The organism is Flavobacterium sp. 2, assembly GCF_049949195.1.
Lineage (GTDB): Bacteria > Bacteroidota > Bacteroidia > Flavobacteriales > Flavobacteriaceae > Flavobacterium.
On the sequence record NZ_CP188206.1, the window covers coordinates 1,292,144 to 1,312,291 of the forward strand.

Below are 20,148 nucleotides of genomic sequence, written 5' to 3' on the forward strand. Positions count from 1 at the left end.
TGATAATCATATGGCTGTTTTTTTTTTAAGTTACTTCTGCTTATAACTTATGGCGTAAAGCCTATAGCATTAAGCGACTAAACATCTTTCTTCAAAAGGAACACCATCTTCATCGATGGCAACTAATATTTTTTTCTGCTTTGAAGCTTCTAAAGTAAGATAAAGCCATGCAAACGACCACAATCCTAAAGTCAAGCAAAAAATAATAAAATTCAAACCATGATTTACTGCTTTTCCGCCTTTTGAAAGCACTGCAAAAAGCAATTCATCATTTCTTTCTTCGAGTGTAAATCCATTATGAACTTTGTTTGAGATCATATTAGAAAATACTTGTAAGCTTTGTTCTTGACTAAGTGGATTGCCTTTCATAATCATTAATTAATTTTAAAATATTAATTTATACTACTACAACTACTTAATACATTTCAGGTTCTGAAAAGTATTTCAACCTCAATAAAACACAAATCAGCTAACTTTATTGCTTTATGAACGTATTTTTTTATCATTCTCAACAAAGTATTGCTGAATTCTTAGCTAAAGTTAGTTTTAATAAAATTAACTGCAAAGTAAAACACTGTTAAAGTTTCAAACTTAACAACTTAGTATCAATACCTTAACCCATTTTTTCAACTGTAAAAACTTAAAATTTCACATCTAAACTTGCAGGTGTTATGAAACAAAAAAAATCGGCCAATAAAATTATTGGCCGACAATGATTTATAGTTCTGATTTTAATAAAAAAATAAGTTAGATTTTAACTCCTACTTTTTTCAATAAATTATCTATCACCTTATTAATATCAGGAGAGATTTTAAATTTATAATTCAGATATACATATAAAATCGTAACTAAAATAGATTTCAAAGCAATACTGATTAATTGAAAAAATGGAAATTCCCAGAAATAAAATACTAAAAACAAAGCGAAAGTCAGCAGTGCTGAATAGATGGTTTCTTTTGTAAAAGGGTATAAATGCAATTTTTTAACCACAAAAAGCAATTTTGCTAAACTGTACAGAGTAATAGACAATAAAGTTGCAAATGCAGATCCGAAAATTCCAAAAATTGGAATAAAAATCATATTTAGAATCACTGTCAAAACGACAAGCATCAAACCTAAATACAACACCATTCGGTAATATTTGGTATTGAAAATAATCGCATTGTTGTTTCCTAAAATCAAATCAAAATATTTCGACAATCCGATCATGAACACAACTGCAATACCACCACTATATTCTTTTGGAACCAATTCATAAAGCTGGCTGATATTCACAAAAATACACAGCATTACAAACCCGCCAACCATTTGTAAGTTGATTGATGTTTTTTTGTACAGCGAATTCAATTCGTCATGTTTATTCTCATGCATCAGTTTTGCTGTAATTGGATAAACAATTTGGTGCATGGCACGACTTGGAACCGAAATTACCAAAGCGATATAAGTAGCTACTGAATAATAAGCGATATTCTCAATTTTCATGTATTGATTCAGCATCAACTTATCACCATCCAAAAGCAAATTAGCAACACTTCCTGACAAGATAATGTAAAATGTATATTCCATTACGGCTTTTACATTTTCTGGAATTGAAATCTGGAAATTTGGTCTTTTAATGTAAAACGCATAAAACATTGTGATCATAAAAGCCAGAAAATAGATTGCAGCAGTAACATACACAAACTGAACCAATGAAATCCATTTAAAATACAAGCCGATTAAAGCAATAGTCGAAAGCAGTCTTAAACCGACTTCTTTTATAAAATTTCCAAAAACAGAATGCATATGGACTCTTGCCCAAGCATAAAAAATCTCAAAATAAGCCATACAAATTCCAATAAACGGAATCAGGTACATAAACTCTTTTACAACAGGATTTTCTTTTGAAACAAAAGCCGTAATATCATCAAAAAAGAAGATTCCGATAATTCCTAATGGAATACACATCAAAACTGGAAAAAGAGCCGTAAACGATAAAAATTGTTCCCTTTCTTCTTCGGTTTTATACTGTGAGTAGAATTTGACCAAAGTATTTTGCATCCCGATAGCAAACAAAGGCATAATAACATTCGCTGCCGATGTAATATAATTCGTTAAAGCATAATAAGTTGCGCCCAAAAAAACAGGATACAAATAAAGTGTATTAATGGCTCCAATTGCGAAACCTATATAAGTTATGATTGTGTTTTTAAAAGACTGATTTAAGACAATACCCATTTCTTGAGTTTAGATGTAGATTTTTATGAATTATTTTTTAATCAGCTGTGCTAACTGTTTTGTTAGGCTTTTTCGGGAATATTGCTGTAAACCAATGCCATTGGCTTGTAGTTTTCCTTCCAAAAATTGATTATAAAAGTCCAAAATTACACTTTTTAATTTCGCTTTTTCAGAATAATCAAAAAATACTCCAGTATTTGTCTGTGTAACAATATCTGCGAAGTCAGAACCTTCTGGTCCAATCGCAATTATTGGTCGGTTTGAGACCATATATTCAAACAATTTTCCAGGAATAATACTTTTTGTATCGTCTGAATTAATTTCGATTAAAAGCAAAACCTGAGATTTTCTTTGGTGTTCAACCGCTTCTTTATGAGAAACGTAACCAACTAAGTTCAAATAATCATTTAATTGATTTTCATTTAAAGCATCTAAAACTTCCTGACTTACAGCTCCAATAAGTTTAATTTCTAAATGAGTTTTAAACTCTGGAACCTCTTTTAGCAATTCAACTAAAACTTCCCACAAAAAAGGCGGATTTCTATCAGATAAAAAAGAACCAATATGTGCTAAAGTAAATTTACTGTCTAAAGTTTGTTTATCAACTGTTTCAACATCATAACCGTTAGTAATTACCGTGATTGGTTTATTGGTAATTGCCTCAAATTCGGTCTTTGTAGTTTTGCTTGTTACAATAATTTCATCTGCTGAATTAAGAACTTTATGTTCTAAATTTTTATGCTTTTTTTCAGCATAAGATGATAAACGAAGTGCTTTATGATAACCAATTGTTGTCCAAGGATCACGAAAATCGGCGAACCATTTTATGCTTAATTTTTGCTGTAATTCTAAACCAATCAGGTGCAAACTATGCGGCGGCCCAGAAGTTACAATGGTATCTATATTATTCTCTTTAATGTATTTTTCAAGATAAGAAACGGAAGGTTTCACCCAAAAAACTCGTGCATCTGGAATAAAAAGATTACCACGAATCCAAAGAAAAGTTTTATCTAAAAATGTTTGCTTTTTTTTATGCGGAAAAATTCCAGAACTGATTTTCTTGGTTTTATTTTTTGAAAATATGGAAGCCAATTGATAAGGCTCCCATATTTTATTTTTAAGAATAATTACTTTATCTGAAATTTCTTTCACCAATCCTTCGTCGACAATTGGATAAGTCGGATTTTCAGGAATATAAACTATTGGCTGAATATCAAATTCAGGCAAATATTTTACAAATTTCAACCAACGTTGCACACCTGGCCCTCCTGCTGGCGGGAAGTAATACGTAATTATTAAGAGCTTTTTTTGTTCCAAGAAAAATGGATTTAATATTTAAAAGTTGTACCGAGATTAAACGGATTGATTATTATCAAACAATTTCTTTCTCTCAAAATAAACACCTCCAATTAAAAGCAAAAACATTCCAATTGAACTAACCAAAGTAATTGTTCCTCCTGTTTTGATTACCTGGGGTTCAAATTTAAACTCTATTGTATGTTTTCCGCCAGGAATTTCCATTGCTCTTAAGACATAATCAACAGGGAAATGATCTGTCAACTTACCGTCAACATAAGCATTCCATCCGTTTTTATAATACATTTCAGAGAAAACAGCTAAACCGTCATTCTTGTTATCAGACTGATATTTAATGTAATTTGGTTTATACTCCACAACTTTAATCGTTCCGGTTGTATCCCATTGTTTTTTCATACGAGCGTTTTTAAACTTCGCTTCATGTTCATGAACGTTAAAAACAGCTACTTGCTTAGTATCAATATGATCTAAAGCTTTCATAACATCATCTGGTTTGTTTACCAATTTTACAGTACTTACAAACCAAGCATTTCCGTTTGCTTCTGGATTTATTGTAGGGATTTGATTTCCTTCTTTATCAACCTGAATTACATACTTAACATTTAACATATTAAGTATTTCTAAATTATTTTTTGCAATTTGATAATCGTACAATTGCTGCATTCTTCTTGGTCTAACAGCACTGTAACCACCAATAGTTTTATGAAAATAAGAAGATCTTCCCTGCAATTGTCCTTGTAAATCAAATACACGGTAAATTGATTTGTCCTCTAGAATTTTAGTATCGGCTGGAGTTTCCTGAAAAGGAGCTGCGATTTGAACAGGACTCACAAAATCTTTTGCTGAAACATATTTTTTATCTACAAAAAACAAATCAAAAATCATTAAAATTCCAATAATAACTAATGCTGTTGTTTGCGAAAATTTGTTTTTGATAAATAACCATAAAATACCAAAAGTGACTACAATAAAGAATCCAGAACGTAATAAATCTGCAGAATAAAGACTCTTTCTATCTTCAACTAACGCATCAATAAAAGCTTGCCCGTATGCTTCCAAATAACTCTTATCACTCATTCCTGTAAAATGGAAGAAACCTTTTGCAAATAATAAAATCAATAAAATTCCCAATCCAAAAACAGCTGTTTGAATTAGTGCTTTTTGCTGTAATTTAGGTTCATCTTTTGCTTTAAAAAATGACTGTAATCCCATAACCGCTAAAACTGGGAAACATAATTCAAGAATTACCTGAATTGATGATACAGCTCTAAACTTATCATACATTGGAACATATTCAATGAAGAAATCAGTCAATAATGAAAAATTCTTACCCCAAGAAAGAACCAAAGTAAATAATGCTCCTGAAAGAAAAACGTATTTTATTTTTCGGTCATCAATAAACAATGCTAAAACGGCTAAAAAGAAAACTACTACTCCAATATAAGCCGGAGCTGAAACAATTGGCTGGTCTCCCCAATAAGTCGGCATTCCAGAAACAAAATCCTGTGCCTGATCTGAAGGAACGCCTTGTTCCATCATAAACGAATACATACGACTGTCTGTACCTACATTTTCATGACTTGAACCTCCAAAAATTCTTGGAGCAATTAAATTTAAACTCTCTGCAATTCCATAACTATATTCAGTAATATAATCTGTTGTCATTGCTGCGGTTGTCTCGTTTTTAGTTCCGTCAGGATTAAAAGTCAGCTCGCTTTTATCACGAATACTATATTTAGCATATTCACTTGTTGCTAATAGATTTCCTGCATTGGCACCAATAGCAAAAAAACCTGCTACCGCTAAAGTTCCAATCGAAATTAAAAGCGGTTTGTATTCTTTGTCTTTTATAAAAGTAAAAGCATAATAACCTGAAAGTATCAATAAGAAAATCAATAAATAATAGGTCATTTGAAAGTGGTTGGCATTTACTTCCAACGCAACCGCAAACATGGTGAGCAAACCTCCCCAAATATATTTTTTCTGAAAAACAAGTATAAATCCGGCGATAACAAGAGGCATATAAGCAATAGCATGCGCTTTTGCATTATGTCCAACACCAAGAATGATAATCAAATAAGTAGAAAATCCAAACGCAATCGCGCCAATAAAAGCTTTTAACGGATCTGTTTTTAGTACTAATAACAATCCATAAAAGCCTAAGAAATATAAAAATAGATAATCTGCAGGACGAGGCAGAAAACGAAGTACATCATCTATTTTACCAACAAAATCGTATGGATAATTAGCTCCCAACTGGTAAGTCGGCATTCCTCCAAAAGCAGAATTTGTCCAATAAGGCTCCGCATGTTCAGCAGCTCTGAAGTCGTTTTGCTCTTTTGCCATTCCGGTGTATTGAGCAATATCTGACTGGAAAATTTGTTTTCCTTGCAGAACTGGATAAAAATAAATTAATGAAATGAGAATAAAACCCAATACAACAAGGGCGTGCGGAATGAACTTATTTACTATTTTCAATTTTGGCAGGTTTGGTTAAATGATGAATCCTATTTTATCAGGATACAAACTTAATCTATTTCTTCGTAATCAACATAATCGCCCACTTTTTTGGTTTCGCGAGGATTTTTTGCATTAGCAGTGTTGATGATTATCTCATCATTGTTATTGTTTTGAGTTCTTTGCCAAGAATTGTCCTGGCTATATTGTTGTTGTCTCTGAAAATTTTCGCCTGCTTTTTCAACTGCTTTTTTCACCAATACTGGCAAAAAGATTCTAGCTAAAAATTTAAAAATATAATAAAACGCAATGATCCACATTATCGTTTTAAACAAATTTGTAAAAGATGCTTCTTGCATAACTATATAATTTTTGCCAAAATTAGTAAATCCGCTGTTTAAAATTAAAATATCAATCTTAAATAAATAATAAAATATAGTACATTTGAAATGCGTTATAACTTTTTAATCCAAAAATACATTTATGTTAAAAGTTAAAAAATTATTTATCACAGCTCTTTTTCTTGTGCCCCATTTCTTTTTCGGACAATACACTGATGTCATAAATTCTAACCGCCCCGGCGAAACCATGTCGGCTTATGCAGTCGGAAAATCAGTAATTCAAGGTGAACTTGGCATTTACGGAATCAAAGAAAAACACGATTTATTAGATTATGATGCCAGCGGTTTCGGAACCGATTTCACGCTTCGATATGGTGCTTTTCTGGAACAATTAGAATTTATTCTTGATGTGCAATATCAAATGGAAAACTTTGATACTCCGTACACTAGTTACAAAAAAAACGATTTCAGACAAACGGTTTTAGGAGCGAAATATTTAATTTACGATCCTTATAAAAATTATAAAAAAGAAGCCAATATTTACAGCTATAAAGCAAATCATGCTTTTAACTGGCGTGAATTAATCCCGGCAGTATCTATATTTGCAGGAGCAAATTTTGTTGGGGCCGACAATCCTTATTATTTTTCTCCACAAAGTACCATTTCTCCAAAAGTAGCTTTGGTTACCCAAAATTTATTCGGCGGAGGAAGATGGGTTTTTGTAACGAATATTATTGCAGATTATATTGGAACAGATTACCCAAGTTACGGATATGTGCTAACTTTGACGCATGGATTTAACGATAAATGGTCAGGTTTTATTGAAAATCAAGGCTACAAAAGCGATTTTTACAGCGACGCAATTGTTCGTGGCGGTGCAGCTTATCTTCTTTCATCAAATATGCAGGTGGATGCCTCTATAAGCACAAACTTTAAAAATACGCCTTCGTTATTATATGGCGGAATTGGAGTTTCCTGGCGTTATGATGGTTGGTATAAAGAAAAATTGACGGCAATCAAAAGCAAGGAAAAAGCAGATAAGAATTCCGACAACAAGAAAGAAATTGATTATCAGGAAAAAGAAAGAAAACGAAAATCTAAATACGAATAAATTTTATAACTAAGTCTCTTCAAAAAGAGAAACTTATACTCCAACTTAATGATCACAATAAAAGAAGCCAAAACTAAAAAAGAATTAACCGAATATATAAAATTCCCTTTTTCGCTTTATAAGGACAGTCCTTATTGGGTACCTCCTATCATTGCTGATGAATTGGAATCTTTTGATAAAACTAAAAACCCGGCTTTTGATAATGCAGAGGCTTATTTTTATATCGCATATAAAAACAATGAACCTGTTGGCCGTATTACAGCAATTATCAATTGGGCTGAAGTTAATAATCAGCATAAAAGAAAAGTACGTTTTGGTTGGTTTGACGTTATTGATGATATTGAAGTAACTAAAGCTTTGCTTGAAAAAGTTTTTGAATTAGGCCGAAAACACAATTTAGAACACGCTGAAGGCCCAATGGGATTTTCTAACTTGGATAAAGTTGGTGTTTTGACAGAAGGATATGATCAGGTTGGGACTATGATTACATGGTACAATCATCCTTATTATGTCACGCATCTTGAACAATTAGGTTTTCAAGTTGAGAAACAATATATCGAAAGTATTTTCCCTTTTTCGAATGTAAAACCAGAGTTTTTTCAGAAAGCTGTGGAGCTAATCAAAAAACGTTACGGAGTAAGATCTCTTACTTTTACTAAAACAAAAGACATTATGCCTCACGTAGACAAAATGTTTGATTTGTTTAATGAATCTTATGAAAAACTAGCTTCTTTCGTTGCTATTTCAGATGTTCAGAAAGAATATTTTAAAAAGAAATACATCAGTTTCATCAATCCTGAATACATTAAGTTTATCGTTGATAAAGATGATAATTTGGTAGCTTTTAGTATTGTAATGCCAAGTTTTACGGAAGCTTTGCAAAAAATAAAAGGAAAATTGTTTCCGTTTGGTTTTCTCCAATTGTTGAAAGCTAAAAAACACAGTAAAGATGTTGTTTTTTACTTAATTGGAGTTCATCCTGATTATCAGAATAAAGGCGTTACGGCGTTAATTTTTGATGAATATTACAAGACTTTTTCAGAAAAAGGAATTAGAAATTGCATTCGAACACCTGAATTATTAGAAAATAATGCGATCCATTTATTATGGAAAAACTTTGATCCAAAAATTCACTGCCAAAGAAAAACGTATTTGAAGAACTTATAAAAATAATCCGAGAACAGTTTTTAGTGTTCAGTTTCATATAAAAAAATCCATTCGCCCCCAAACGAATGGATTTTTCAATTTATAAACTATATTTATTCTACTTTACAGTCAACTTTACTTAAGGTATTTTTTGCATCAAATTTTAATTTTGATTTGTCTTTAAAAGTAACTCTATCATTTGTCGAAACTACATCACCATATCCTTCAATTAAAGCTCCATCTTTTTGCAGAAAAACAACTTCTCTTACAGATGAAACTCCTTCAGATAAAAACGTATAATCGCCAACTAAAGTATCGCCTTTCATATTGCCTACTAAGGTTCCTTCGTTTTTATCTTTTCCAGTTAAATTATAACTTAGTTTTCCATTAACTTCTTGATGCGAATTGACATTAAAACTTATTAAAATTATATTTCCATTTTGTCGGGAAGCATAACATTGATCACCTGCTGGCTCTACTAATTCGGCATCTTTTGGCGCTTTTGGCTCAATTTGGACTGGTTCAGTATCAGTTGCTTTTTTACAAGAAACCAGAACCGTCAAAACTAAAGCCGATATTGCTATTACTTTTTTCATAATTTGTCATTTTTATTTTGTTGATTATAATATAAAGTTAGCTCAAATAAAAAAAATCCATTCGTAGAACAAATGGATTTTTTTACATAATTCCCACTTCTGAGAATTTATTTTTATAATTAATTACGAAACGTCAACAGTTGTACGTTCTGCAATTTCTTTATAAGTTCCGTTAACTAATTTCTCGCGAATTGCTTCAAAAGCAGTTAAAGTTTCCTCAATATCAGCAAGAGTATGAGAAGCTGTTGGGATCATTCTCAACAAAATAATTCCTTTTGGAATAACCGGATAAACAACAATCGAAAGGAAAATACCGTAGTTTTCTCTTAAATCATTTACCATTACCATTGCCTCAGGAATACTTCCTTCTAAATAAACTGGTGTAATACAAGTATTTGTATCTCCAATATTGAATCCTTTTTCTTTAAGACCGTTTTGTAATGCATTTACATTTTCCCAAAGTTTGTCTTTAATTGAAGAAGAATTACGCAACAATTCTAAACGTTTCAAAGAACCAATTGTCTGAATCATTGGCAACGCTTTTGCAAACATTTGAGAACGCAAGTTGTATTTTAAATAATCAATTACCGTTTTATCAGCTGCCACAAAAGCACCAATATTAGCCATTGATTTTGCAAAAGTAGAGAAGTAAACATCGATATCATCTTGAACTCCCTGCTCTTCTCCAGCTCCGGCACCTGTTTTTCCAAGTGTACCAAAACCATGTGCATCATCTACTAATAAACGGAAATTGTATTTTTGCTTCATAGCAACAATTTCTTTTAATTTTCCCTGCTGTCCGCGCATTCCAAAAACACCTTCGGTAATAAATAAGATACCTCCGCCTGTTTCTTCGGCCATTTTAGTAGCACGCTGCAGGTTTTTTTCCATACTTTCAAGATCATTGTGTTTGTATGTAAAACGTTTACCCATGTGTAAACGAACACCATCAATGATACAAGCATGTGAATCAACATCATACACAATGATGTCATTTTTTGTTACCAAAGCATCAATGATCGAAACCATTCCCTGGTAACCAAAATTCAATAAATAAGCAGATTCTTTCATTACGAAATCAGCCAATTCATTTTCTAATTGTTCGTGATACGTTGTGTGTCCAGACATCATACGAGCTCCCATTGGATAAGCGGCACCAAACTGAATTGCGGCATCTGTATCTGCTTTACGAACCTCTGGATGATTAGCTAAACCTAAATAATCATTTAAACTCCAGTTTAAAATATTCTTTCCGTGAAATGTCATTCTAGGACCCAACTCACCCTCTAACTTTGGGAAAACATAGTAGCCCTCTGCTTGAGAAGCCCATTTTCCTAAAGGTCCTTTATTGTCCTGAATTCTCTCGAATAAATCTTTTACCATAATATAGTGTAGTAATAATTTTAACTTAATCAGCGAGCAAAAATAATCATTATTAATTTAAAATGAAGAACCTCAATTATTTTTATTGAAAATAATTCATCTGATTATATTTAACAAGACAAATAATACACGATAAGCACAAGCCTTTATAATTTAAGCATATAGTTGTTTTCAAATCATGATTTTTATCATAATAAAAGACAAAACAGTCTTTTATTTTTGATCTTAATTAAAACCCGAATAAAACCAAAAAATCATGAAAAATAAAAAAGACATTTCGATGAAAATGAGGCTGTTTGCTTGTCTACTTTTTAGCGCATTATTTTTAATAAGCTGCAAAAAGGAAGAAAGTGTTAATTATGAAAACATTGTGACCGAAGGAGAAATGAATGCAGAATTAACTTCTCCTCCTCACGTTCCAAAACCAGTTGGAAACAGACCTGCCATGAAACTTAAATTAAACATGGAAATTAAAGAAAAGGAAGGCACAATGACCGATGGTGTAAAATATACTTATTGGACGTTTGGAGGATCTGTTCCGGGAAGTTTTATCAGAACAAGAGTTGGAGACGAAGTTGAATTTCACCTAAAAAACCATCCTGATAATAAATTGCCTCATAATATTGATTTACACGCTGTAACAGGTCCTGGCGGAGGAGCTACTTCTTCTCTTGTGGCACCTGGACATGAAAAAGTCTTTAGCTTTAAAGTAATAAATCCTGGGCTATATGTTTATCATTGTGCAACTGCTCCCGTGGGAATGCACATTGCAAATGGTATGTATGGACTAATTTTGGTTGAACCAGAAGGCGGACTTCCGCCAGTTGATAAGGAATACTATGTAATGCAGGGTGATTTTTACACTCAAGGTGAATATGGAGCAAAAGGACTCCAGCCTTTTGACATGAATAAAGCGGTAAAAGAAACTCCTGATTATGTTGTCTTTAATGGAAAAGTAGGCTCTTTAACCAACGGAAATGAACTAACAGCAAAAGTTGGTGAAACGGTTCGTTTATTTGTTGGAAACGGCGGACCAAACTTAGTTTCTTCTTTCCACGTTATTGGCGAAATATTTGACAATGTTCATATTGAAGGCGGAAGTACTATCAATCATAATGTACAGACTACTTTGATTCCATCTGGAGGTTCTGCAATTGTTGACTTTAAAGTTGAAACTCCGGGAACTTTCATTCTGGTTGATCACTCAATTTTCAGAGCATTTAATAAAGGTGCATTGGGAATGCTGAAAGTGGAAGGAAACGAAAATAAAAGCATTTACTCTGGAACAATTCAAGAAGGTATTTATTTGCCTGAAGGCGGAACAATTCAAAAAATGCCTGGAAATTCCGTAGCAAAAGTGGCAGTTCCGAAACGTACAGCAGAAGAAAAAATAAAAATTGGAAAAGAAATTTTTGGAACAACTTGTTTTGCCTGTCACCAATCTGAAGGACAAGGAATTCCGAATACCTTCCCTCCTTTGGCAAAATCAGATTATCTAAATGCCGATTCTAAGCGTGCAATTAAAACAATCCTGCACGGCTTAACTGGCGAAGTTACCGTTAATGGCAAAAAATACAATAATGTAATGCCTGCTCAGAATTTATCTGATGATGAAATCGCAAATGTTCTAACCTACATTTATAACAGTTGGGGAAATAATAAAACTGAAGTTACACCAGAAATGGTAAAAGCATTACGATAAACAGCAAACAATCAGCATGAAAAAATACATTTTCATACTAATTCTCTTTTTCTCTGTGTTTAGTGTCATGAAGGCGCAGGAAAAAGGGATGGCGTTCATAAAAGAGGGATCTTTTGTCCCTCTTTATGGAGCTGTTTCTAAAAAACCTGTTGTGGTAGAATCATTTTACATAGATGTTTTTCCTGTAACGAATAGTCAGTTTTTAGAATTTCTCAAGAAGAATCCTTCTTATCGAAAATCAAAAATTAAAGGAATTTTTGCTGATAAAAGTTATTTGTCTTATTGGAAAAATGATCTTGATTTCGAAAATGCAAGACCAAATTCACCTGTTACCAATGTTTCATGGTTTGCTGCTAAAAAATACTGTGAATGTCAAGGAAAACGCTTAGCCACGATGGACGAATGGGAATATGTAGCAATGGCTGACACGAAAAAAATTGACGCCAGAACCAAAAAAGAATTCAATGAATATATTTTATCCTGGTACGAGAAATCAAGAACGTACGAAAATGAAATTGGCAAAACGTTCAAAAATTATTGGGGTGTTTACGACATGCATGGATTAGTCTGGGAATGGACAGCCGACTTTAACAGCATTTTTTTATCTGGTGAATCGAGAAAAGACAAGAGCAATGACAAAAATCTTTTCTGCGGAGGTGCCTCTGTTAATGCTTCCGATTTAATGGATTATGCTGCATTTATGCGATACGCTTTTCGAGGAAGTTTGAAAGCACAATATTCTACAAGAAATCTTGGCTTTAGATGCGCAAGCACAACAAAACCAAAAATCTAATTTAAATAATCCCAAATGAAAAAAATAGCTATAGCTTTTCTTACTCTCATATTTTCATTTTACAGCTGCAAAAATAAAAATGAAGAAAGCAAAGCAGAAACAAAAAAAGAAATCAGTGATTTATCGATTTACAATCTGCCTTCAAAATGGACGACGCAGGATGGAAAAGATATTGAAATAAAAAGTCTGAGAGGCAATGTTTTGGTTATGGTAATGATTTACACAAGCTGTAAAGCAGCATGTCCGAGATTGGTTGCTGATATGCGTGATATTGAATCAAAATTAGAAAAAACGACGAAACAAAATGTAAAATTGATTCTGGTCAGTATAGATCCGAAAACGGATACACCACAAAGATTAAAGTCTTTTGCAATTGCCAATAAAATGAATCAGAATCCTTGGATCTTCCTTCGTTCATCTGAAGAAAATACGCGCGAATTTGCAGCAGTTCTGGCTGTAAACTACAAACAAATATCACCAATGGATTTTTCGCATTCTAATATTATAAGTGTTTTTAATCCAGAAGGCGAATTGATTTTTCAGCAGGAAGGTTTAGGTGTAAATAATGAAAAAACAATCGAAACAATAAATCAGGAAGCAGCAAAAATATAGATATTTAAATAGGTTGATTAGTAAGAAGCAAGAGTTTGATTTTAGATAAAAATTGGCTCTTGTTTTTTATTTATAATGGATATCATCATTAAAGCTAAACCTAAAACAAGAAGGATACTGAAAACTAAAATACTTTGATAATAAAATGCAATCGTTCCTTTTCCAAAAAGCAAAAGCCCGCCTTGTAAAAACAATAAAATTTCTGTGGAAATATATCCTAAAATAAAACACTTGACTCCTATTTTTAATATTGGAAAATCTCCTGAAAGTATTTTATTCTGAAGCATAATTCCAAACAAAAATCCGGTGATAATTCCCAAAGTCGTTAAATGAATAAATCCGATTACAAAATTTCTGATTTGATGCGAAACTTCAGCCAAATTTGGAAAAATTGTCAGCAACTGAATTCCAACTTTCAAAAACAGAGAAAACAAAGCTAACCCATAAACGATTTTTGTGGTTTTGTCTAAAGTCCTTTTGAAATGATTAATTTGAGGTTTTAGCATTTTATAAAAATAAATAAAAGCTCCTAATTGAAGTAAAACTCCAAAAATATTGATATAACTCAAAATGTCATTTTCTATGAACCATCGCACTGGAAAAGCAAACGTTAACAATACAGAAATAACGATCAAAAAGTAAAACTTCTTAAACTTTAGCTCATCCATTTTATCTTGAAACTGCTTTAAAAACAAAGCCAAAATTGCCAAAATAAACCAACCATTAAATTGAAAATGAAGAAAAAACTGAATCGCAATCTGATAAAAAGCACTTTGTTTTCCTAATGTACTGACCGCCGGACCTAAACACCAAACTCCGCAAGTTGACAAAATCATAAACAGAATTGAAGTCAGTAAAAGTCTTTGTGAGGGTGATTTATCTTTGGAACAATCTTTCCAAACCAAACGACAAAAAACATAACTCAGTAAAATATGAAGAGTCGAGAAAATAATCGAAAACAAAGCATATCCCTGAATTGGAAAAGCAATCATCATTCCGATAACCGAAAATTCTGTCAGCCAAAACAGACGGTTATAAATTGGTTTTTGGCTTTTTTCTTTTGGAATGAAAAAAAGAACAATCAAAACATATACTATCATATAAACCCAGCCCAGCATCGCCACATGTGAATGCGCGTGAAGCAAAAAACTGTAGTTCAAAAAATCTAAAGGAAACAGATACATAAACCGCATTAATAATCCGAAAAAACAGGCAATCAGGAAATTAAAAAAACAGCAAATAATCCAGGTTTTTTGAGAATTCATAGTGTGATTTTTTAAACAAATCGAATAATTATAAAACCATTTCTTGAAATAGAAAACACCGATAATTATCATTTTAAAAAGACTGTTATCGGTGCTTTTCGAACTATTAAATTAACCTTTATTCTACTTCAACAAAATCTTTTTCTAAAACAACTGCTTTTGGAAATAAGATATTATTTTCCAAATGAATATGTTTATGCAAATCTGCTTCAAACTCTTTTAGCATCGCAAAAGTCACTCTGTAAGTTGTGCACGCATCTGCTGGCGGAGTATAATTATTAGTCAATTCGGCAATTGCTCTGAAACGTTCGCCTTCATTGTCATGTTCATTCATCATCATCGCAATCGGATTTGAAACGGTTCCAAAAGTTGGTTGAGATAAAATTCCATCAGATTCTTTCGTTTTTACCATTCGTTTTACAAAAGGAAATAAAACCAATTCCTCTTTTTTCATGTGCTGTGCTAATTCGCCTGCACAACCAATAAACAACTCATTAATTCTGAACAATTCAGGATGATTCGCTCCGTGCACATTGCATAATTTATCTAAAAACGGCAGCAAAACATTTGTTTTTTCTTCCACATAACGATGATGTGTTTTTTCGATATAATCTGCCAATAAATCCAAAGGCCATGAATTAAAATCGATGCTTCCATTGTTTTCTGATTGTGCAACCTGCAATACATTTTCTAATAAAATATCAGCATCAATATTTTGTTTTTCACAAACTTCAGTTACTGTTCGGTTTCCTTTACAGCAAAAATCTATTTTGTATTTTGAAAAAACTGCAGCGGTTCTAAAATCTTCCGCTACGAAAGATCCTATTGTTTTGTTTTTTAAATTTTCCATGATAATCAATTTTAAATATGTTTTTATTTTTTGTTTTTTAATGTGAGTTCAAATACAAACCAAGCCATTGTAATAAATCCGATTCCGAAGATTGAATCTCCAATAGCACGAAGCCATTTTAGTGTAATCATTGTTGGTTGTTGCATTAATTCTGATGAACGAGCATACCACATTCCGTGATTAATGCTTTCAATGGCTTGCCAAACTCCAATTGGGAGCAAACTCAAGACTGCCATCAGAAATAATCCAATGTTTAATGACCAAAAAGTGATTTTAAGCAGTTTATTATTCCAGCTTACATTTCTGTATAAACTTCTTAATACGAATAAAACCAAACCAATTCCCAACATTCCGTACACTCCAAATAAAGCAGTATGTCCGTGTAAAGGCGTTGTATTTAAACCTTGAACATAATAAAGTGCAATTGGCGGATTAATAATGAATCCGAAGATTCCGGCTCCAAGGAAATTCCAAAAAGCTACAGAAATCATAAAGTAAATCGGCCATTTGTAATCGGCAATCCATTGTGTTGATTTTGAGATTTTATAGTTTTGATAAGCCTCAAATCCGATTAAAGTTAAAGGCACAACTTCTAAGGCACTGAAAGTTGCTCCAAGAGCCATAATTGCAGTTGGTGTTCCTGCGAAATAGATGTGATGGAATGTTCCCAAAATACCTCCAGACATGAAAACAATTGTTGCAAAAAGAACATTCAAAGTCGCTGTTTTCGTTTTCAATAATCCCAAACGAACAAACAAGAAAGCGATAACAACGGTTGCAAATACTTCAAAAAAACCTTCCACCCAAAGGTGAACCACCCACCATCTCCAATATTCGGCAATGGCTAAATTGGTTTGTCTTCCCCACATCAATCCTGCTCCGTAGAACATTGCAATTGCAGTACAAGAAACTAAAAACAAAATGATTAAGTTTTTCTCTTCTGTTTTTTTCTTTAAAACCGGAAGTAAAGGACGAATCATTAAAGCCAGCCATAAAAACAAACCTACTAAAAGAAAAATCTGCCAAAAACGACCTAAGTCAACATATTCGTAACCTTGATGTCCGAACCAGAAATTTTGAACTAAATTCAGTTTTTGCATTACACCAAACCATTGACCTACCATTGAACCTAAAACAATAATCAATAATGCGACAAATAAGAAGTTGATTCCAAAACATTGAAATTTAGGATCTTTACCCGAAACTGCCGGCGCAATATATAATCCTGTTGCCAGCCAAGCCGTTGCAATCCAGAAAATAGCTAATTGTGTATGCCAAGTACGTGTTACAGCGTAAGGAAGGATTTTATCAATCGGAATTCCGTACAAACCATTTCCTTCAACGCCATAATGCGCTGTTATAATTCCGAAAACCATTTGTAAAACCATCAGCAGACTCACAACCCAGAAATATTTGGTCACCAATCCCATTGATTTTGTTTTGCCCTGTTTTATAATTGGATCTTCTTTTGGAAGCGGAAATTCTTCTTCTTCACCCGATTTGGCATGATAGAAAACTAAAATCCCGACACTTAAAATCAATAAAATAATACTTACTCCAGACCAAGCCAAAAGTTCGGTAGTTGCAGTGTTTCCAACCAATTCATCTGACGGCCAATTGTGTGTATAAGAAATAGTGTTATCCGGACGATTCGTAACTGTTGCCCAAGTTGCCCAGAAGAAAAAGGCATTCATTTTATGCATTCTCTCAGTATCTTTGATCGAGTTTTTCGGAATTGCATATTCTTCTCTCAGTTTATCGAATTTCGGATCATTCGTAAAAAGACCTTTATAATATTCGCTTAGATTTTCAATCGCCGCTAAACGGTTTTCAGAAATGGTAAGAATCCCAGTATCCGGATTATATCGATTAGTTCTCAAATCCTTCTGAAGGCGAACCTTCAAAGCCGATTGTTTTTCGGCATCTAATGCTTCATACGTTTTATTAAAATCTTTTTGGGCATAAATATTCAATATAAATAAAGCTTCTCTATGCAGCCAATCTGCGGTCCAGTCTGGAGCCACATAGGCGCCGTGTCCCCAGATAGAACCTACTTCCTGGCCACCTATACTCTGCCAGATATTTTGCCCATCTTTAATTTCGCTTTCACTAAAAACAATCTTTCCAGAATCGGTTACAATCTCTTTTGGAACCGGTGGTGCCTGCTGATAAATCTCATAACCATAATAACCCAGCACTGCAAATGATATACTCATTACCAATGCAAATACAATCCATAATTTTTTTTCTCTTTTCATTTTTATATTATTTAATAAAAGATAATTTTGTCTTTTATTGGTTTTTAAAAAAACTCCAAACCTATTTTCAGTATTTGGAGTCTTTGTTATTTACTCAACAATTAATACACCTTTCATCATGGCTACGTGACCAGGGAAAGAACAAATAAATGGATAAGATCCTTTTTTATCAATTGTAAACTCGATTGTATCTTCTTCTCCGCCACCTAATAGTTTAGTGTGAGCGATAATTGAAGCTTTTTCAGATTCCGGAATATAATCTGTCGCTTTCGCATCATTTGCTTTTAAAGCAAAAGCAGTCTGATCAGTTCCTTCTTGTAAAATCACTAAATTGTGTCCCATTGCTTCTTTTGGGATTTTCCCAACATGTTTCAAAGTCAATTTGATTGGTTTTCCGGCAACGGCTTTTAGTTCGTTTACATTATATTGCATTTGGTCATTTCCTTCAATCAGTAGTACATTTTCTTCAGCTGCTGATGTTGCTGGTGCTTTTTCTCCTTCTGTAGATGGTTCAGTCGTTTCTGTTTGATCAGCTGGAGGAGTTTCTTTTTTACCGCAAGAAGTAACTGCTAAAAATCCCATTAGGATTAGTATAGAAATTTTGGTTTTTGTATTCATTGTATGATAATAATTAAATGTTAATCGTTTTATAGTAAATGCTATTTATTCTAAATTTAATGTTTTGAGAAAAAAATCTCCTTTTTTTACACCGGAAGCAAGTTGTTCTAAAGTTGTTTTTGAAAGCATTTCGTGAAGAAGTCCTCTAATCTTTTTAAATTCGAAATGAACCGGACACGGATGTACTTCAGAACATTCTTTTAATCCAATTCCACAGCCTCTGTAAATTTTATCGCCGTCAATTGCATCGACGATCTGAATTAATTTAATTGTTTTTACAGCTTCATTAGAAACTTCAAAACCGCCTCCAACTCCTTTGGCCGAATGAATGATTCCGTTTTTCGTCAAAATCTGCATAATCTTGGCCGTAAACGGTTCTGGTGAATCAATTTCTTTGGCAACATCTTTTATTCCAACCCTAATTCCTTTTGAAGAATTTGTAGCAATAAAAATCGAAGCTCTAATTCCGTACTCACACGCTTTTGAAAACATATCTCTTTTATTAATTCCATACAAAGATATACAGGTTTACAATAAAAGACAAATTTATCTTTAATTAATTTTACAAACAGACAAACTTATTTATAACCAAAATAATTAAGTAGGCCAAAAACACTAATTCACTACTAAAATCATCTAAAAACAAATTTTAATTTTAACTTTGAGATACTTAATTTTCTAATATCGAAATAATGGCATTCAGCACTTCAAAAGATTTAAAATTAGCTGTTCTTATAGACGCCGATAATGTTCCCTACAGCAATGTAAAAGGTATGATGGAAGAAATTGCAAAACTAGGGACGCCAACTACAAAACGAATTTATGCCGATTGGACAAAACCAAATGCAAATGGCTGGAAAGGCGTTTTACTCGAACATGCCATTACTCCTATTCAACAATACAGTTACACGGTTGGAAAAAATTCATCAGATTCAGCTTTGATAATTGACGCAATGGATTTGCTGTATTCCGGAAAATTAGATGGTTTTTGTATTGTTTCCAGCGACAGTGATTTTACACGTTTGGCGATTCGTTTAAGAGAATCGGGCATGAAAGTCATTGGTATAGGTGAAAAGAAAACCCCCAATTCCTTTATTGTAGCCTGTGACCGTTTTATTTATATTGAAGTTTTGGATGGTGCAACTCAGAAGAAAAAACCAAAAACAGCCGTAGCAGATACTAAAAAACCAGTTGAAAAACCTGCAGAAAAAGCTTTACATAAAGTGGACAAACAAACTATTGAATTGATCGAAACTACAATTGAAGACTTAGAAGATGATGATGGCTGGGCTTTTTTAGGCGACGTTGGAAATTTGATTGTAAAGAAAAAACCAGAATTTGACCCAAGAAATTATGGTTATTCCAAACTTACGCCAATGCTGAAATCATTGACAGATTTTCTTGAAATCGATGAAAGAGAATCGGACAAAAAAGGAATCAAACACGTTTATGTACGTTTACGATTCAACTAAATTATCGCAT

18 protein-coding genes are annotated in these 20,148 nt (G+C 32.9%); 6 read left to right on the forward strand and 12 right to left on the reverse strand.

Going from position 1 to position 20,148, the window contains the following annotated elements:
* Nucleotides 1-69: 69 nt before the first annotated feature.
* The 5 genes from ACNFIH_RS05465 to ACNFIH_RS05485 form a co-directional block, all read right to left on the reverse strand.
* Nucleotides 70-369, reverse strand: a complete 300-nt coding sequence (locus tag ACNFIH_RS05465) for a hypothetical protein (protein WP_026729185.1) — start codon at nt 367-369, stop codon at nt 70-72.
* A 378-nt stretch (nt 370-747) separates the two neighbouring features.
* Nucleotides 748-2,217, reverse strand: a complete 1,470-nt coding sequence (locus ACNFIH_RS05470; protein WP_426485815.1) for a polysaccharide biosynthesis C-terminal domain-containing protein — start codon at nt 2,215-2,217, stop codon at nt 748-750.
* 30 nt (nt 2,218-2,247) lie between these two features.
* A complete protein-coding gene (locus ACNFIH_RS05475) occupies nt 2,248-3,534 on the reverse strand; it encodes a glycosyltransferase family 4 protein (protein WP_426485816.1) in 1,287 nt (428 codons plus the stop codon).
* A 36-nt stretch (nt 3,535-3,570) separates the two neighbouring features.
* Nucleotides 3,571-6,012, reverse strand: coding sequence for a YfhO family protein (locus ACNFIH_RS05480; RefSeq protein ID WP_426485817.1), 2,442 nt, complete (start codon nt 6,010-6,012; stop codon nt 3,571-3,573).
* Between the two features lie 50 nt (nt 6,013-6,062).
* Nucleotides 6,063-6,350, reverse strand: coding sequence for a DUF4834 family protein (locus ACNFIH_RS05485; RefSeq protein ID WP_026729181.1), 288 nt, complete (start codon nt 6,348-6,350; stop codon nt 6,063-6,065).
* Between the two features lie 124 nt (nt 6,351-6,474).
* On the opposite strand from ACNFIH_RS05485, the gene ACNFIH_RS05490 reads away from it, so the two are divergent.
* A complete protein-coding gene (locus ACNFIH_RS05490) occupies nt 6,475-7,443 on the forward strand; it encodes a transporter (RefSeq protein ID WP_426485818.1) in 969 nt (322 codons plus the stop codon).
* A gap of 48 nt (nt 7,444-7,491) precedes the next feature.
* Complete coding sequence (locus tag ACNFIH_RS05495; protein WP_426485819.1) at nt 7,492-8,610, forward strand: GTP cyclohydrolase; 1,119 nt, start codon at nt 7,492-7,494, stop codon at nt 8,608-8,610.
* A gap of 92 nt (nt 8,611-8,702) precedes the next feature.
* Here the strand turns inward: ACNFIH_RS05495 and ACNFIH_RS05500 are convergent, their stop codons facing one another.
* Nucleotides 8,703-9,185, reverse strand: a complete 483-nt coding sequence (locus tag ACNFIH_RS05500) for a hypothetical protein (protein WP_035648772.1) — start codon at nt 9,183-9,185, stop codon at nt 8,703-8,705.
* A 123-nt stretch (nt 9,186-9,308) separates the two neighbouring features.
* Nucleotides 9,309-10,568 (reverse strand): aminotransferase class I/II-fold pyridoxal phosphate-dependent enzyme, encoded by a 1,260-nt coding sequence (locus tag ACNFIH_RS05505; protein ID WP_035648775.1) that lies wholly within the window; start codon nt 10,566-10,568, stop codon nt 9,309-9,311.
* A gap of 280 nt (nt 10,569-10,848) precedes the next feature.
* Here ACNFIH_RS05505 and nirK point away from each other — a divergent pair, with 280 nt between their 5' ends.
* Genes nirK through ACNFIH_RS05520 form a run of 3 tightly spaced genes read left to right on the forward strand, consistent with a single transcriptional unit; the run spans nt 10,849 to nt 13,675 of the window.
* On the forward strand, nt 10,849-12,270 hold the full coding sequence (gene nirK / locus ACNFIH_RS05510) for a copper-containing nitrite reductase (protein ID WP_426486715.1): 1,422 nt from the start codon (nt 10,849-10,851) through the stop codon (nt 12,268-12,270).
* Nucleotides 12,271-12,286: 16 nt separating this feature from the next.
* A complete protein-coding gene (locus tag ACNFIH_RS05515) occupies nt 12,287-13,063 on the forward strand; it encodes a formylglycine-generating enzyme family protein (protein WP_426485820.1) in 777 nt (258 codons plus the stop codon).
* A 15-nt stretch (nt 13,064-13,078) separates the two neighbouring features.
* Nucleotides 13,079-13,675 (forward strand): SCO family protein, encoded by a 597-nt coding sequence (locus ACNFIH_RS05520; protein WP_426485821.1) that lies wholly within the window; start codon nt 13,079-13,081, stop codon nt 13,673-13,675.
* Between the two features lie 41 nt (nt 13,676-13,716).
* Here ACNFIH_RS05520 and ACNFIH_RS05525 read toward each other — a convergent pair whose 3' ends face one another.
* The 5 genes from ACNFIH_RS05525 to ACNFIH_RS05545 all read right to left on the reverse strand — a co-directional run bounded on the left by ACNFIH_RS05525 (nt 13,717) and on the right by ACNFIH_RS05545 (nt 19,158).
* On the reverse strand, nt 13,717-14,940 hold the full coding sequence (locus tag ACNFIH_RS05525) for a hypothetical protein (RefSeq protein WP_426485822.1): 1,224 nt from the start codon (nt 14,938-14,940) through the stop codon (nt 13,717-13,719).
* 118 nt (nt 14,941-15,058) lie between these two features.
* The gene (gene ric, locus ACNFIH_RS05530) at nt 15,059-15,790 is read right to left on the reverse strand and encodes an iron-sulfur cluster repair di-iron protein (RefSeq protein WP_426485823.1); all 732 of its coding nucleotides are present in this window, start codon (nt 15,788-15,790) and stop codon (nt 15,059-15,061) included.
* A 23-nt stretch (nt 15,791-15,813) separates the two neighbouring features.
* Nucleotides 15,814-18,048, reverse strand: coding sequence for a nitric-oxide reductase large subunit (locus ACNFIH_RS05535; protein ID WP_426485824.1), 2,235 nt, complete (start codon nt 18,046-18,048; stop codon nt 15,814-15,816).
* Nucleotides 18,049-18,138: 90 nt separating this feature from the next.
* On the reverse strand, nt 18,139-18,666 hold the full coding sequence (locus ACNFIH_RS05540) for a plastocyanin/azurin family copper-binding protein (protein WP_426485825.1): 528 nt from the start codon (nt 18,664-18,666) through the stop codon (nt 18,139-18,141).
* A 45-nt stretch (nt 18,667-18,711) separates the two neighbouring features.
* Complete coding sequence (locus tag ACNFIH_RS05545; RefSeq protein ID WP_426485826.1) at nt 18,712-19,158, reverse strand: RrF2 family transcriptional regulator; 447 nt, start codon at nt 19,156-19,158, stop codon at nt 18,712-18,714.
* A gap of 200 nt (nt 19,159-19,358) precedes the next feature.
* Between ACNFIH_RS05545 and ACNFIH_RS05550 the strand changes: the two genes are divergently transcribed.
* Nucleotides 19,359-20,138 carry an NYN domain-containing protein gene (locus tag ACNFIH_RS05550; protein ID WP_426485827.1) on the forward strand — a complete coding sequence of 260 codons (780 nt, stop codon included), beginning with the start codon at nt 19,359-19,361 and terminating at the stop codon, nt 20,136-20,138.
* The last annotated feature ends 10 nt before the right edge of the window (nt 20,139-20,148 follow it).